The 13,667-nt window shown below is 69.0% G+C and carries 14 protein-coding genes; 10 read left to right on the top strand and 4 right to left on the bottom strand.

The window, feature by feature from the left end:
* From ASG32_RS35370 to ASG32_RS25405, 9 genes are all read left to right on the top strand, one after another.
* Nucleotides 1-768 (top strand): transporter substrate-binding protein (locus ASG32_RS35370; protein WP_244492188.1); only part of this gene is annotated, 768 nt, incomplete at its 5' end.
* Between the two features lie 195 nt (nucleotides 769-963).
* The gene (urtB, locus tag ASG32_RS25440) at nucleotides 964-1,890 is read left to right on the top strand and encodes an urea ABC transporter permease subunit UrtB (RefSeq protein WP_012322399.1); all 927 of its coding nucleotides are present in this window, start codon (nucleotides 964-966) and stop codon (nucleotides 1,888-1,890) included.
* A gap of 12 nt (nucleotides 1,891-1,902) precedes the next feature.
* Nucleotides 1,903-3,075 carry an urea ABC transporter permease subunit UrtC gene (gene urtC, locus ASG32_RS25435; protein ID WP_056531870.1) on the top strand — a complete coding sequence of 391 codons (1,173 nt, stop codon included), beginning with the start codon at nucleotides 1,903-1,905 and terminating at the stop codon, nucleotides 3,073-3,075.
* A gap of 7 nt (nucleotides 3,076-3,082) precedes the next feature.
* The gene (urtD, locus tag ASG32_RS25430) at nucleotides 3,083-3,868 is read left to right on the top strand and encodes an urea ABC transporter ATP-binding protein UrtD (RefSeq protein ID WP_056531868.1); all 786 of its coding nucleotides are present in this window, start codon (nucleotides 3,083-3,085) and stop codon (nucleotides 3,866-3,868) included.
* 2 nt (nucleotides 3,869-3,870) lie between these two features.
* Nucleotides 3,871-4,635: an urea ABC transporter ATP-binding subunit UrtE gene (gene urtE / locus ASG32_RS25425; protein WP_244492187.1), complete on the top strand. Its 765-nt coding sequence runs from the start codon at nucleotides 3,871-3,873 to the stop codon at nucleotides 4,633-4,635.
* 156 nt (nucleotides 4,636-4,791) lie between these two features.
* A complete protein-coding gene (fmdA, locus tag ASG32_RS25420) occupies nucleotides 4,792-6,021 on the top strand; it encodes a formamidase (protein ID WP_012322394.1) in 1,230 nt (409 codons plus the stop codon).
* A gap of 118 nt (nucleotides 6,022-6,139) precedes the next feature.
* A complete protein-coding gene (locus ASG32_RS25415; RefSeq protein WP_056531865.1) occupies nucleotides 6,140-6,457 on the top strand; it encodes a zinc ribbon domain-containing protein in 318 nt (105 codons plus the stop codon).
* 47 nt (nucleotides 6,458-6,504) lie between these two features.
* On the top strand, nucleotides 6,505-7,560 hold the full coding sequence (locus ASG32_RS25410; protein ID WP_020090552.1) for an aliphatic amidase: 1,056 nt from the start codon (nucleotides 6,505-6,507) through the stop codon (nucleotides 7,558-7,560).
* A gap of 31 nt (nucleotides 7,561-7,591) precedes the next feature.
* Complete coding sequence (locus tag ASG32_RS25405; protein WP_056531864.1) at nucleotides 7,592-8,161, top strand: hypothetical protein; 570 nt, start codon at nucleotides 7,592-7,594, stop codon at nucleotides 8,159-8,161.
* Between the two features lie 189 nt (nucleotides 8,162-8,350).
* Here the strand turns inward: ASG32_RS25405 and ASG32_RS25400 are convergent, their stop codons facing one another.
* Both ASG32_RS25400 and ASG32_RS25395 read right to left on the bottom strand, forming a co-directional pair.
* The gene (locus tag ASG32_RS25400; protein WP_056531862.1) at nucleotides 8,351-10,321 is read right to left on the bottom strand and encodes a hypothetical protein; all 1,971 of its coding nucleotides are present in this window, start codon (nucleotides 10,319-10,321) and stop codon (nucleotides 8,351-8,353) included.
* 134 nt (nucleotides 10,322-10,455) lie between these two features.
* Nucleotides 10,456-11,208, bottom strand: a complete 753-nt coding sequence (locus ASG32_RS25395) for an SDR family oxidoreductase (protein ID WP_056531860.1) — start codon at nucleotides 11,206-11,208, stop codon at nucleotides 10,456-10,458.
* A gap of 111 nt (nucleotides 11,209-11,319) precedes the next feature.
* Between ASG32_RS25395 and ASG32_RS25390 the strand changes: the two genes are divergently transcribed.
* A complete protein-coding gene (locus tag ASG32_RS25390) occupies nucleotides 11,320-12,213 on the top strand; it encodes a LysR substrate-binding domain-containing protein (protein WP_056531858.1) in 894 nt (297 codons plus the stop codon).
* A gap of 10 nt (nucleotides 12,214-12,223) precedes the next feature.
* On the opposite strand, the gene ASG32_RS25385 is transcribed toward ASG32_RS25390, so the two are convergent.
* Together ASG32_RS25385 and ASG32_RS25380 are read right to left on the bottom strand one after the other, a co-directional pair.
* Nucleotides 12,224-13,165 (bottom strand): glyoxylate/hydroxypyruvate reductase A, encoded by a 942-nt coding sequence (locus tag ASG32_RS25385; RefSeq protein ID WP_056531856.1) that lies wholly within the window; start codon nucleotides 13,163-13,165, stop codon nucleotides 12,224-12,226.
* Between the two features lie 104 nt (nucleotides 13,166-13,269).
* Complete coding sequence (locus tag ASG32_RS25380) at nucleotides 13,270-13,557, bottom strand: hypothetical protein (RefSeq protein WP_244492186.1); 288 nt, start codon at nucleotides 13,555-13,557, stop codon at nucleotides 13,270-13,272.
* Nucleotides 13,558-13,667 lie beyond the last annotated feature (110 nt).

The raw sequence follows: 13,667 nt of genomic DNA, 5'->3' as shown, positions 1-13,667 counted from the left end.
GTCTTCTACACCGGCCAGGAGGCCACGCAGCAGATCCTCGCCGGCCTCGACTGGGTCCACAAGGAGAAGGGCGGCGACAGCTTCTACTTCATCGGCTCCGACTACATCTGGCCGCGCACCTCCAACAAGATCGCCCGCAAGCACGTGGAGAACGTGCTCAAGGGCAAGGTCGTCGGCGAGGAGTACTTCCCCCTCGGCCACACGCAGTTCAACTCGGTCATCAACAAGATCAAGCTCACCAAGCCCAAGGTGATCTTCGCCGACGTGGTCGGCGGCTCGAACGTGGCGTTTTACAAACAGCTCAAGGCGGCGGGCATCGACCTGTCGAAGCAGGTGCTGATGACGATCTCGGTCACCGAGGACGAGATCGACGGCATCGGCGGCGAGAACATCGCCGGGGCCTACGCCTGCATGAAGTACTTCGAGTCGATCCAGAACGAGAACAACAAGGCGTTTGTGGCCGCGTTCAAGAAGATGTGGGGCGAGAAGACGGTCATCGGCGACGTGACCCAGGCGGCCTATCTCGGCCCGTTCCTGTGGAAGATGGCCTGCGAGAAGGCCGGCTCGTTCGACGTCGACAAGGTCGTGGCGGCCTCGCCCGGGATCGAGTTCAAGGGCGCGCCGGAAGGCTACGTCAAGATCGACGAGAACCACCACCTCTGGTCGAAGACGCGGGTCGGCCGGGCCAAGCCCGACGGCCAGTTCGAGATCGTCTACACCAGCCCCGAGCTGATCAAGCCCGACCCGTTCCCGAAGGGCTATCAGTAGTCACCTCGTTCGGAGGGGCGAATTCGACCCTCCCCAGCGTCATCGCGAGCGCAGCGAAGCGACCCAGGGCAGCGGGACTTCCCGGCACGAAGCGCGTCCCTGGATTGCTTCGCTCCGCTCGCAAAGACGGCCCGGTTCGCCCGGAGGCCGTGACGAGTCGGCAGAAGACGCACTCCTTTTGCGGAAGACCAAGTCATGCTCGGCGACTACTCCCTCGGCGACCTCGGCGCGATCTTCGCCATGCAGGGCTTCGCCGGCCTGATCCTGTTCTCCGTCTACCTGCTGATGGCGCTGGGACTCGCGATCATCTTCGGCCAGATGGGCGTGATCAACATGGCCCACGGGGAGTTCATGATCCTCGGCGCCTACGTCACCTATCTCTGCTCGACCTTCTTCCAGACCTACCTCCCGGCGCTGTTCCCGATCTACTTCTTCATCGCGATGGGCTTGGCGTTCCTCGCCTCCGGGGCTCTGGGCATGCTGGTGGAATGGGGCCTGATCCGGTTCCTCTACAAGCGCCCGCTCGACACGCTGCTCGCCACCTGGGGCCTGTCGCTGATCCTCCAGCAGGCCTACCGGTCGATCTTCGGCGCACGCGAGGTCGGCGTCGAGCTGCCGTCCTGGCTGATCGGCTCGGTGCAGGTCACCGACACGATCGAGATCCCGATCAACGGCCTGTTCGTCATGGCCGTCACCATCCTGATCACCGTCAGCGTCGCGCTGCTGATCTTCCGCTCGCGCTTCGGCCAGCAGGTCCGCGCCGTGATGTCGAACCGCGCCATGGCGGGGGCGGTCGGCATCGATACCGAGAAGGTCGACCGCTACACGTTCGGCCTCGGCTGCGGCATCGCGGGCATCGCCGGCTCCGCCTTCACGATGATCGGCTCGACCGGGCCGACCTCCGGCCAGCTCTACATCGTCGACACCTTCCTGATCGTCGTGTTCGGCGGGGCCGCGAGCCTGCTCGGCACCATCGCGTCGGCCTTCTCGATCTCCCAGACGCAGTCGACCCTCGAGTTCTTCCTCTCCGGCTCGATGGCCAAGGTCATCACCCTGCTCGCGGTGGTCGGCATCCTGATGCTGAGGCCGCAGGGCCTCTTCACCCTCAAGGTCCGGCGCTGAGGATTTTCGACCATGACGAACCCGGTCCAGACCCTCACCAAATCCGTCACCGTCAACGACAACCCGTTCATGAAGCCGGTGGAGTGGCTGAGCCTGCTCCTCCTGGCCGGGGTGATCCTGGTCGTCCTGCCGCTGGTGCTCGACAGCTTCCGCCTCAACCTCGTCGGCAAGTACCTCACCTACGCCTTCGTCGCCCTCGGGCTGGTGATTTGCTGGGGCTACGCGGGTATCCTCTCCCTCGGCCAGGGCGTCTTTTTCGGATTGGGCGGCTACTGCATGGCGATGTACTTGAAGCTGGAAGCTTCGAGCATCGAGAATACGAAAATCCAGTCGACTCCCGGCATCCCGGACTTCATGGACTGGAACCAGATCACCGCCCTCCCCTGGTTCTGGCAGCCGTTCAAGAGCCTGCCGCTGACGCTGATCCTGACGGTCGCAGTCCCGGTCCTGTTCGCGATGCTGATCTCCTTCGCGATGTTCAAGCGCCGGGTCGGCGGCACCTACTTCGCCATCATCACCCAGGCGATCGCCGCGATCCTGACCATCCTGATCGTCGGCCAGCAGGGCTATACCGGCGGCATCAACGGCATCACCGACCTGCGCACCCTCCACGGCTGGGACATCCGCACCGACTCGGCGAAGTTCATCCTGTACTTCGTCAACGGCGGCCTGCTGATCGCCTGCATCCTGGCGGCGCAGTACGTGAAGAAGTCGAAGCTCGGCCGCATCCTCGTCGCCATGCGCGACAAGGAGGACCGGGTCCGGTTCTCCGGCTACTCGGTGGCGGGGTTCAAGGTCTTCGCCTTCTGCTTCGCCGCCGGGTTGGCGGCGATCGGCGGCGCGATGTTCACCCTGCAGGTTGGGTTCATGTCGCCCTCCTTCGTGGGCATCGTCCCCTCGATCGAGATGGTGATCTACGCCGCGGTCGGCGGGCGCCTGTCGCTGTTCGGCGCGGTCTGGGGCACGTTGCTCGTCAACTGGGCCAAGACCAGCTTCTCCGAGAGTTTTCCGGATCTCTGGCTGTTCGGCCTCGGCGCCCTGTTCATCGCGGTGGTGCTGGCCTTCCCGAACGGCCTCGCCGGCATCTGGCGCGAGCATATCGAGCCCCGCCTCACCCGCCGGGTGAAGGCGCTGCGCGCCCCGCCGCCCGCCATCGTCCCGCCCCACGGCACTCCGGCCGAGTGAGCAAGCCATGAACGCCGCGATCCTCTCCTCCCCCGTGGTCGGCGCCGAGGCCGCCCCGCCCGACTACCTCCTCGCCGTCGAGGCGCTCACGGTCTCGTTCGACGGGTTCAAGGCGGTGAACGACGTATCGTTCTACGTCGATCCGGACGAGATCCGGGTCATCATCGGCCCGAACGGCGCCGGCAAGACCACCGTTCTCGACCTGATCTGCGGCCGCACCCGGGCCAGCACCGGCTCGATCAAGTACAAGGGCCAGGAGCTGACCAAGCTCTCGGAGAGCGCGATCGTGCAGGCCGGCGTCGGCCGCAAGTTCCAGACGCCGTCGATCTACGACGACCTGACCGTGTTCGAGAACCTGGAGATCTCGTTCCCCCGCGGCCGCTCGGTCTTCGGTGCGCTGACGTTCAAGCGCGATGCGGAGGTCCGCGACCGCATCCACGCCATCGCCGAGACCATTTTCCTGAAGGATCAGCTCAGGGAGCGGGCCGAATTCCTGAGCCACGGCCAGAAGCAGTGGCTGGAGATCGGCATGCTGCTGATCCAGGACCCGGAGTTGCTGATGCTCGACGAGCCGGTGGCCGGGATGAGCGTCGGCGAGCGGATCAAGACCGCCGAGCTGCTCAACCAGATCATCAAGGGCCGCTCGGTGCTGGTGATCGAGCACGACATGAAGTTCGTCGAGGACATCGCCCACCGGGTGACCGTCCTGCACCAGGGCAAGGTGCTCTCCGAAGGCTCGATGGAACGGGTCAAGAACGACCCGAAGGTCATCGAAGTGTACCTGGGACATTGACGATGGCGTCGCTCCAGACTGCGCACATCCCCGGCGTCCAGGCGCCCCCACTGGCCGCGGCCCCGGCCGCGACGCCGGCCCTCGCCGTCGAGGACCTGCACGCCGCCTACGGCCAGAGCGAGGTCCTGCACGGGCTCACCTTCTCGGTGGCGCCCGGCGAGATCGTCGCCGTGATGGGCCGCAACGGCATGGGCAAGACCACGCTGATGAAGACCCTGATGGGCCTCGTGCCGGTCAGGGCCGGCTCGATCCAGGTCGAGGGCGCGGACGTCGCCGGGCTCAAGAGCCACGCCCGGGTCGCCAAGGGCCTCGCCTACGTGCCGCAGGGCCGCATGATCTTCTCGACCATGACGGTCCAGGAGAACATCGAGACCGGCCTGACGGTCACCGGCACCCGCAAGGTGCCGCAGGACCTCTACGACATGTTCCCGGTGCTCCTGGAGATGAAGGGACGGCGCGGCGGCAACCTCTCGGGCGGGCAGCAGCAGCAGCTCGCCATCGCCCGGGCCCTGGCGAGCCGCCCGAAGGTCCTGCTCCTCGACGAGCCGACCGAGGGCATCCAGCCCTCGATCATCCGCGAGATGGGCCGGACCCTGAAGGCGATCCGCGACGCGCGCGGCCTCTCCATCGTCGTGTCCGAGCAGGTCCTGAGCTTCGCCCTCGACGTCGCCGACCGGGTGATCGTGCTGGAGAACGGCGCCATTGTCCACGAGGCCCCGCGCGACGGCATCGACGAGGCCGCGGTGGCCCGGTTCCTCTCCGTCTAGCCGTCGACGGCCCCGCGCGATCCGTCATCGCGAGCGCAGCGAAGCGACCCAGGGCAACGCGAGGCCTCAGAACGGTGCGCCGCTGGATCGCTGCGCTCGCGAAGACGGCGGCGCCAAAGATTTGACCATCGTAATCGCAGCAGGGAGTCGAAAAGAATGCCCGAGACGCTGATCAAGGTCGATCTCACGCAATCGGCCTATGACAACGACATGGTGCACAACCGCTGGCACCCCGACATCCCGATGGTCGCCTACGTGAAGCCCGGCGCGGACTTCATCGTCGAGACCTACGACTGGACCGGCGGCTTCATCAAGAACAACGATTCCGCCGACGACGTGCGCGACATCGACCTGTCGATCGTGCACTTCCTCTCGGGACCCATCGGTGTCGAGGGCGCCGAGCCCGGCGACCTGCTGGTGGTCGACCTCCTCGACATCGGCGCCAAGCCCGAGAGCCAGTGGGGCTTCAACGGCTTCTTCTCGAAGAAGAACGGCGGCGGCTTCCTCACCGAGCACTTCCCGCAGGCCCAGAAGTCGATCTGGGACTTCGAGGGCATGTTCACGAAATCCCGCCACGTCCCGGGCGTGCGCTTCCCCGGCCTGATCCATCCCGGCCTGATCGGCTGCCTGCCCGATCCCAAGATGCTGGAGACCTGGAACACCCGCGAGAAGGCGCTCTACGACACCGATCCGGAGCGGGTGCCGGCGCTCGCCACCCTGCCCTTCGGCCCGACCGCCCATATGGGCCGCCTGAAGGGCGACGCGAAGGACGCGGCCGCCGCCACCGGCGCCCGCACGGTCCCGCCGCGCGAGCACGGCGGCAATTGCGACATCAAGGACCTGTCGCGCGGCTCGAAGATCTACTTCCCGGTCTACGTCCCCGGCGCCGGCCTCTCGATGGGCGACCTGCATTTCAGCCAGGGCGACGGCGAGATCACCTTCTGCGGCGCCATCGAGATGGCCGGCTGGGTGCATCTCAAGGTCGAGCTGATCAAGGACGGCATGGCCAAGTACGGGATCAAGAACCCGATCTTCAAGCCGTCGCCGATCACGCCGAAATACGACGATCATCTGATCTTCGAGGGCATCTCGGTCGACGAGAGCGGCGGCCAGCACTACCTCGACGTCCACATCGCCTACCGGCAGGCCTGCCTGAACGCGATCGAGTATCTCAAGAAGTTCGGCTACTCGGGTGCGCAGGCCTACTCGATCCTCGGCACGGCGCCGGTCCAGGGCCACATCTCGGGCGTCGTCGACATCCCGAACGCCTGCGCGACGCTCTGGATCCCGACCAAGATCTTCGAGTTCGACATCAACCCGGGCGCCGACGGACCGACCAAGTTCCTCGACGGCTCGATCCAGATGCCGCTCTCGCCGGATCTGTGATGGTTCGTTTCCCTGCCGGTCGCGGCTGACGCGACAGGCCTCCTCTCCCGTGCGGGAGAGGGGGCCCGCGATCCTTCGGCACCGTTCGTACCTCTCAAGTTCATTCCGGGAGCCTCCCATGCCCGTCTACGACTACGCCTGCGAGGCCTGCGGGCCCTTCACGGTGATGCGGCCGATGGCGGAGTTCCGCGAGCCGCATGCCTGCCCGGATTGCGGCGGCGCGAGCCAGCGCGCCTTCCTCACCGCGCCGCGCATCGCCGGCATGGATGCGGGCCTCAGGACCGCCCACGCCACCAACGAGCGCAGCCGCCACGCGCCCAGGAGCTCCGGCAGTCACGGGGCCGGGTGCGGCTGCTGCTCACCCAAGAAAGCGAGCGCCGCTCCGGCCGCCGCCAAGAGCTTCCCGAAGGCGCGGCCCTGGATGATCAGCCACTGAGCCGCCTTCAACCGGGGGGACGATCAAGGTCAGGAGGACATCACGCCATGATGCACGGAGACATCTCGTCCAGCCAGGACAGCGTCGGCGTCGCCGTCGTGAACTACAAGATGCCGCGCCTGCACACCCGCGCCGAGGTGCTGGAGAACGCCAAGGCGATCGGCAAGATGATCGTCGGCATGAAGACCGGCCTGCCAGGCCTCGACCTCGTGATCTTCCCCGAATACTCGACCCACGGCATCATGTACGACGCCGCCGAGATGTACGAGACCGCCTCGACGGTCCCGGGCGCGGAGACCGAGGTATTCGCCGCCGCCTGCCGGGAGGCCAAGGTCTGGGGCGTGTTCTCGCTCACCGGCGAGCGCCACGAGGAGCACCCGCACAAGGCGCCCTACAACACCCTGATCCTGATGAACGACCAGGGCGAGATCGTGCAGAAGTACCGCAAGATCATGCCCTGGACCCCGATCGAGGGCTGGTATCCGGGCGACCGCACCTACGTGTCGGACGGGCCGAAGGGGCTGAAGATCAGCCTGATCATCTGCGACGACGGCAACTATCCCGAGATCTGGCGCGACTGCGCCATGCGGGGCGCCGAGCTGATCATCCGCTGCCAGGGCTACATGTACCCGGCCAAGGAGCAGCAGGTCGTCATCTCGAAGGCGATGGCCTTCGCCAACAACACCTACGTGGCGGTGGCCAACGCGGCCGGCTTCGACGGCGTCTACACCTATTTCGGCCACTCCGCGATCATCGGCTTCGACGGCCGCACGCTCGGCGAGTGCGGCGAGGAGGAGATGGGCATCCAGTACGCCGCCCTGTCGAAGTTCCTGATCCGGGACTTCCGCGCCCACGGCCAGTCGGAGAACCACCTCTTCAAGCTGCTGCATCGCGGCTACACGGGCATGATCAACTCGAAGGAGAACCGGCACGGGATGTCGGAATGCCCCTACGATTTCTACCGGCGCTGGATCGAGGATCCCGACGGGACCCGCGACGCCGTCCGGGCCATTACCCGTCAGAGCGTCGGCACGGAGGAATGCCCGATCGAGGGCATCCCCTTCGTGGGCAAGGGCGCGGGCGCGCCCGACCCGGCGCGCTGACCAGCCGGCCGGTCGCGCGACCAGGAGGACCATGGACACGACTCCCCTCGGCCCCACCGCCTTCCGGGCCCCGGCCGTCCTGCTCTCCGGACCGGTCGACTACGACATGTACAAGGACTTCCGCCGCCAGCTCGACGCGGCGGGGGACCGCGACCTCGTCGTCGTCGAGCTGACGACGCTCGGCGGCGACCCGGAGGTCGCCCGGATGATGGGCGAGGACATCCGCTTCAACAGCGCGATGGATCCGAACCGGCGGTTCGTCTTCCTCGGCAAGGCCGCGATCTACTCGGCCGGCACGACCTTCATGAGCTTTTTCGCCCGGCCCAACCGCTATCTCACCTGCGGGACGCGGCTGATGATCCACGAGCGCAAGATGAACAAGCAGCTCCAGGTCGAAGGACCGCTCACCACCTGCATCGCCTCCGTGAAGGCGACGCTCAACGAGATCCTGTGCTCGATCGAGATCCAGAACGAGGGCTTCGCCAACCTGATCCAGGGCTCTGACGTCACCCTCGACGAGGTACTCGAGAAGGCGCCGGCCAACTGGTACCTCGAGGCCGAGGAGGCCAAGCGGCGCGGCCTGATCGAGGCGGTGATCTGAGCCGCGTCTTTGCGAACGCAGTGAAGCAACCCAGGGCAGCGCGACATCGGCGCGCGCGGCGCTGCTGGATCGCTTCGCCCCGCCCGCGAGGACGATGAGATTTCACAGCGCCGGGTAACAGGGCCCGAGGCTGACCAAGACCGGGGTGAGGGTCCGCGACATGGGAGATCCGGCTCGCGGGCGGCGCGGTCAGGGCGTCGCGGCCGGCTCCGTCAGGCGATCGACCGAGAGCAGGTACGCGATCAGCGCCGTCTGCTCTTCGCGCGAGACGCCCGAGCCGGCATCCGCCCAGTAGGCGTGCCCCTTGCCGGTCACGCGGGCGATCCGCGCCGTGTCCGAGGCCGCGTTGGCGGCGATCACCTTCGCCCGGAGATCCCGGTCGACCAGGGCGCGCAGGCTGTTGGCGGGATCGGGGGCGACACCCCGGTACAGCGTGCCCGGGACGCCGAGCTGCGATCCCGCGTCGGAACCGACAGCGACGCCGGAATCGTGCAGGTACGGCGCCGTCCAGGCGAGGCCCACGAGGTTCGGCACCTTGTAGCCGCCCTCCGTGCCCCCCTGCCCCCAAGCGAGCTGCACCTGGGCGAGGGCGTCGCCCGCGAGCGGCACCGGGACGATGACCGGGTCGGCCGGGGTCGGGAACGGCGTGTCGGCGGCGAACATCGCCGGCGCCGAAAGGCGCGCCTCCATCTTGGCGCCCGCCCGCGCCCGGGTCGGCTCGGTGCCGATCTCGGCCTCCGGGACGACCCGGTGATTGGTGAGCGCCGGGCCGGAATGGCAGCTGCCGCAGCCGGCCTTCTCGAACACCGCGCGGCCCGCGCGGACCCGGTCGGGATCCTGCCCGGCGGCCGGCGGGTGCAGCAGGTTCTGGAAGGCCGACATGGCGTTGTTGGCGTGGTTGACCGGCTCCCCGGGCACGGACGTGAACAGGCCGTTGTCGGTGACGTAGTTGGTCGCCGGATAGGTCGGCAGGACCGCGTAGCTGTTCAGCCCCGGCGAGGCCGGGGTCGGATCGACGCTGCGCAGCACCTCCGACGGGCTCCGGCCGCCGTCGGGCCTGTAGCGGAACGCCTCCGTGGCCGAGCCGCGCAGCACGATCCCGAGATACGTCTCGGGATCCATGCCGAACAGCCAGGACGCGGCGGCGGCGAGCTGGGTCGTGTCGGAATTGGCCGCGTGGACGTTGTTGTTGAGCGAGGACAGGCCCGCGAAGGGCCCGATCGCCTCGCGCCCGCTCCAGCTGTAGGGCTCGCCGTGGGCCGAGAAGCTCGACGGAATCGAGGTCGGGTTGGTGACCCGGTCGGCGGACGAGTCGAAGCTGCCCGGCGGCCAGCTCGCCACCTGCACCTTCGTGGCCGCCTCGACGGAAGCGGCGTCCGGGAGCGCCGGCCCGGTGCCGGTCGAGCCGGTCGAGCCGGTATGCTGCGGATCGGCGGGGGGCTTGGCATCGGCCTCCGGCACGCTGGCGTGCATGAAGTAGGCCGAGGAGTTCTTCGCGAGCGCCATCAGCAGCCCGGCATTGAGGTCGGTGTTGGGCGCGCCCTCCACGACCCGGCCGGTGCCGGGATCGACCGCCGCGTGGCACAGGGCGCAGGTGATCCCCATGCGCAGGTGGCCGCGGTCGTAGAAGGTCTTGATCCCGATGATGAAGGCGCCGCCCTTCGGCACGTCGAGCCCGGTCGGGACCAGCTCGCCCGCCCGGTAGACACGGTCGCCGACGCGCACGTCCCTGGCCATGGCAACTTTGAGATCGGTGGTGCCCTGGCCACCGAGCTTGGCCACCGCCAGGGCGACCTGCGTGGGAGTCAGGCCGCCGTCGAGCATGCCCATGACGTCGGTGAGGAAGACCTCGTTGCCGAACGTCTCCTGATAGAAGGCCTGCCGGCCGCGCTCGACCATCGCGGGATCGATCGCGACCGCACCGCTCTTCGGCGAGAGCGCCTCCCGTCCGGCCTCGGTGCCGCTGAGTCGGTCGGCCTCCGCGCGCGAGACGCGGCGCCCGAGGATGTCGAAGGCGGTCTCGATCGGGTAGCGGTCCGGGTTGAGCAGGTCCGCCCGGTCGGGCATCGGCGCGTAGCTGAAGCGGCCGACGCCCAGGGCGACGCCGGCCGCGACGGTCGCCAGCCCGGCGGTGATCAGGATGCGGCGCGGCCAGCCCATGGAAACCGTTTGTCCTTCCCGGCGCCCGCCCGCGAGGAAGCGGGACCGGAGGGCCGGGCCTTTAACCGCCGGCCATTGCCAGGGTTCACGGGGGCGGCCGGGACCGGGTGTCGCGTCCCGGCCGCCCCGGATCCTCAGATCTGGACCTGCCCGCCGTCGGCGAACAGCTCGACGCCGTTGACGAAGCTCGCCGCGTCCGAGGCGAGGAACAGCACCGCCTGGGCGATCTCCTCGGGCCGGCCGACGCGGCCGGCCGGGATCTGGCCCGCGAGATAGTCCTTGGTGGCCGCCGCCTGATCGCCGCCGCCGAAGAGCTCGTCGAGGCCGGCGGTCTCGGTCACGCCCGGGCTGATCGTGTTCACCCGGATGCGCCGGTCCTTCAGGTCGAGGATCCAGTTCCGGGCGAAGTTGCGCACGGCCGCCTTGGTGGCCGAGTAGACGCTGAAGGCCGGCGTGCCCGAACTGCCGGTGGTCGATCCGGTGAGCACGATCGCGGCCCCGTCCCGCAGGAGCGGCAGCGCCTTCTGGACGGTGAAGAGCACGCCCTTCACGTTGGTGTCGAAGATGCTCTGATAATGCGCCTCGGTGATCGCGCCGAGCGGCGCGAAGCTGCCGCCGCCGGCATTGGCGAAGACCACGTCGATCTGCGCGTGCTTCTGCTGGACCGCGTCGTACAGGCGGTCGATGTCGGCGAGGTTCGCCATGTCGCCGCGCACGCCCGTGATCCGGCCGCCGATCCGCTTCACCGCCGCGTCGAGCGCCTCCTGGCGGCGACCGGTGATGAACACCGAGGCCCCCTCGGCCACGAAGGCCTGGGCGGTCGCGAGGCCGATGCCGCTGGTGCCGCCGGTCACCACCACGACCTTGTCCTGAAACCTGCCGGTCATCGTCGTTCTCCGCTGTTCGGCGCCGTGCGCGCCGCTGGTCGGAGAGATGCCGCCGGAACGATGGTGCGGGTAGTCGCCGAATGTGGCACTCAGCGTTCCACAGGAGGAACGATGAGCCGCGCCGATCTCAACGACTACGTCTACTTCGCCGAGGTCGTCGCGCATGGCGGCTTCGCCGCGGCCGGCCGGGCGCTGCACCAGCCGAAATCGAAGCTGAGCCGCCGCATCGCGGCCCTGGAGGCGCGCCTGGGCGCCCGCCTGATCGAGCGGTCGAGCCGGCGCTTCCGCGTGACCGAGGTCGGCCAGGGGTTCTACGAGCGCTGCCGGGCGATGATGCTGGAGGCGGAGCGGGCCGAGGCGCTGGTCGCGGAGGCGCAGACCGAGCCGCACGGGCGGATCCGCATGAGCTGTCCCACGGGCCTCACCGACATCGTCGCGGCGCGCGTCCGCGGATTCCTCGTCCGATACCCGAAGGTGCGGCTGCAGCTGGTCGTGACCGACCGGCCCGTCGACCTGATCGAGGAGCGGATCGACGTGGCGCTGCGGGTCCGACGGGACCTGACGAGCGACGCGTCGCTGACCATGCGCACGCTCGGAACCTCGCGGTGGATCCTGGTCGCCGCGCCGCGGATCGCGCGCGGCCTCGGCCCCGACATCGCCGCGCTCGGCGCGGTCCCGACCCTCGGCACCCGCGACGATCCCGGCGAGGCGGAGTGGCGGCTGGAGCACCGGGACGGCACGATCTTCACCCTGCGCCACGAGCCGCGCCTGACCTGCGGCGACTTCGCCGCGCTGTGCGACGCGGCGGCCGACGGCCTCGGGGTCGCGTTCCTGCCCGACCACGCCTGCACCGATGCCGTCGCGGCCGGCCGGCTCGTGCCCGTCTACCCGGACTGGCAGGGTCAGCCCGGGATCGTGCACATCGTCTTCACGACCCGGCGCGGGCTGCCGCCGGCCGTGCGGGTGCTGATCGACCACCTCGCGGCGACATTCCCGAAGCTGTGAGGCGCGCGCCCTAGTATCCGCGCGCCGCGTCGACGCCGTCCGGCACCTGGCCGGTCCGCCGATAGGCCCTCAGGTTGGCCGCCACCGTGGCGGCCGCCGAATCCATGTCGGTCGGCCCCGAGACGTGCGGCAGCACCGTCACGCCGGGATGCGACCACAGCGGCGAGTCCGCCGGCAGGGGCTCGACCGCGAAGACGTCGAGCACGGCGTGGGCGAGGTGGCCCTTGTCCAGGGCGGCGATCAGGTCCTCGGTGACGACGATCGGTCCGCGGGCGAAGTTGATCAGCGCGGCGCCGGGCTTCAGGGCGGCGAGGCGCTCGGCGTTCACGAGGCCCCGCGTCTCCGGCGTCAGCGGCACGAGGCAGACGAGGATGTCGCACCGGCCGAGCATCGCCGGGAGGCCGTCGGCGCCGTGGAACGTCTCGAGGTCCGGCACCGCCTTGGGGCTGCGGCTCCAGCCGACGACGCGGAAGCCGGCTCCGGTGAGTCGCTCCGCCGCCGCGGTCCCGAGCGCCCCGAGGCCGAGCAGGCCGACCGTGGTGTCGGACGGCTTGCGGTAGGCGTGCGGGCGCCAGACCCGGTCCCTCTGCTGGCGGGCGTAGACCGGCATGTCGCGCTGGAGATAGTAGGTCCAGGCCAGGACGGCCTCGGCCATGGTGCGGGCCATCTCGCGGTCGACGAGGCGGACGATCGGCAGCGGCCGGTCGAAGGCGCCGACGAGCTTCTCCACCCCGGCCCAGAGGCTCTGCACCCAGACGAGCCCCGGCAGCGCCGCGACCTCGGCCGGATCGGGGTTGGCCACGACGGCGACCCGCGCGGCCGCCCGGGCCGCGTCGTCCATCGACCGGAACGGGATCAGGCGCTCCTCGGGCATGGCCGCCGAGAGGATCCGCAGGTACTCCGCCTCCTGATCCGGCCCCTTGCACCCGACCAGGGCGATCGCCTCCGCCATCTAAATCCTCCGCACCGTACCGCTCGGCCCGTCCACGCGCGGGCGAAGCAGGCGCTGTGCCTGACGGGATCCGGATCGTCGAGATGGGTCGGGCGCCGGCTCCGTCAGCGCGCCTCGATCAGCGCCGGGTAGACGAGGCGGACGTTGCGCCGATCCTCGGGGATCGCGGTCTCCGCCCGCTTGCGGATGCTGCCGGTCGTCGCCGCCACGACGGGCTCGGTCGGCCGCAGGCGCCAGCGCTCGGCCGCCTGGATCGCGACGCGGGGCTTGGGCCGTTCGAGGTGCCGGTCCGCGCCCTCGGTGGGGGCGGTCGCGAGCCCGCCGAGCGTCATCGCGGCCAGCAGGGCGTAGCGGGGCCAGGATCGGCGGGGACGGGCGGGACTGGAAGGCATGGGAGGGGCACCGCGTGGACCTCCCTGTTCTGCGCCGCGCACGTGAAGACGAAATCGAACCGAATCGATTTCCAACCCGTTCCCAACACCTGCCTACAGTCGCGGTAAAT

Origin of the sequence: Methylobacterium sp. Leaf361, from assembly GCF_001424445.1 — a bacterium.
Classification (GTDB): Bacteria; Pseudomonadota; Alphaproteobacteria; order Rhizobiales; family Beijerinckiaceae; genus Methylobacterium.
This window is presented reverse-complemented; position numbering and strand designations above follow the sequence as displayed.

Bases quoted from the DNA above. Each gene is read 5' to 3' on its own strand.
- urtB (WP_012322399.1), top strand. From the start codon at position 964: ATGCTCGGCGACTACTCCCTCGGCGACCTCGGCGCGATCTTCGCCATG.
- urtC (WP_056531870.1), top strand. From the start codon at position 1,903: ATGACGAACCCGGTCCAGACCCTCACCAAATCCGTCACCGTCAACGAC.
- urtD (WP_056531868.1), top strand. From the start codon at position 3,083: ATGAACGCCGCGATCCTCTCCTCCCCCGTGGTCGGCGCCGAGGCCGCC.
- urtE (WP_244492187.1), top strand. From the start codon at position 3,871: ATGGCGTCGCTCCAGACTGCGCACATCCCCGGCGTCCAGGCGCCCCCA.
- fmdA (WP_012322394.1), top strand. From the start codon at position 4,792: ATGCCCGAGACGCTGATCAAGGTCGATCTCACGCAATCGGCCTATGAC.
- ASG32_RS25415 (WP_056531865.1), top strand. From the start codon at position 6,140: ATGCCCGTCTACGACTACGCCTGCGAGGCCTGCGGGCCCTTCACGGTG.
- ASG32_RS25410 (WP_020090552.1), top strand. From the start codon at position 6,505: ATGATGCACGGAGACATCTCGTCCAGCCAGGACAGCGTCGGCGTCGCC.
- ASG32_RS25405 (WP_056531864.1), top strand. From the start codon at position 7,592: ATGGACACGACTCCCCTCGGCCCCACCGCCTTCCGGGCCCCGGCCGTC.
- ASG32_RS25400 (WP_056531862.1), bottom strand. From the start codon at position 10,321: ATGGGCTGGCCGCGCCGCATCCTGATCACCGCCGGGCTGGCGACCGTC.
- ASG32_RS25395 (WP_056531860.1), bottom strand. From the start codon at position 11,208: ATGACCGGCAGGTTTCAGGACAAGGTCGTGGTGGTGACCGGCGGCACC.
- ASG32_RS25390 (WP_056531858.1), top strand. From the start codon at position 11,320: ATGAGCCGCGCCGATCTCAACGACTACGTCTACTTCGCCGAGGTCGTC.
- ASG32_RS25385 (WP_056531856.1), bottom strand. From the start codon at position 13,165: ATGGCGGAGGCGATCGCCCTGGTCGGGTGCAAGGGGCCGGATCAGGAG.
- ASG32_RS25380 (WP_244492186.1), bottom strand. From the start codon at position 13,557: ATGCCTTCCAGTCCCGCCCGTCCCCGCCGATCCTGGCCCCGCTACGCC.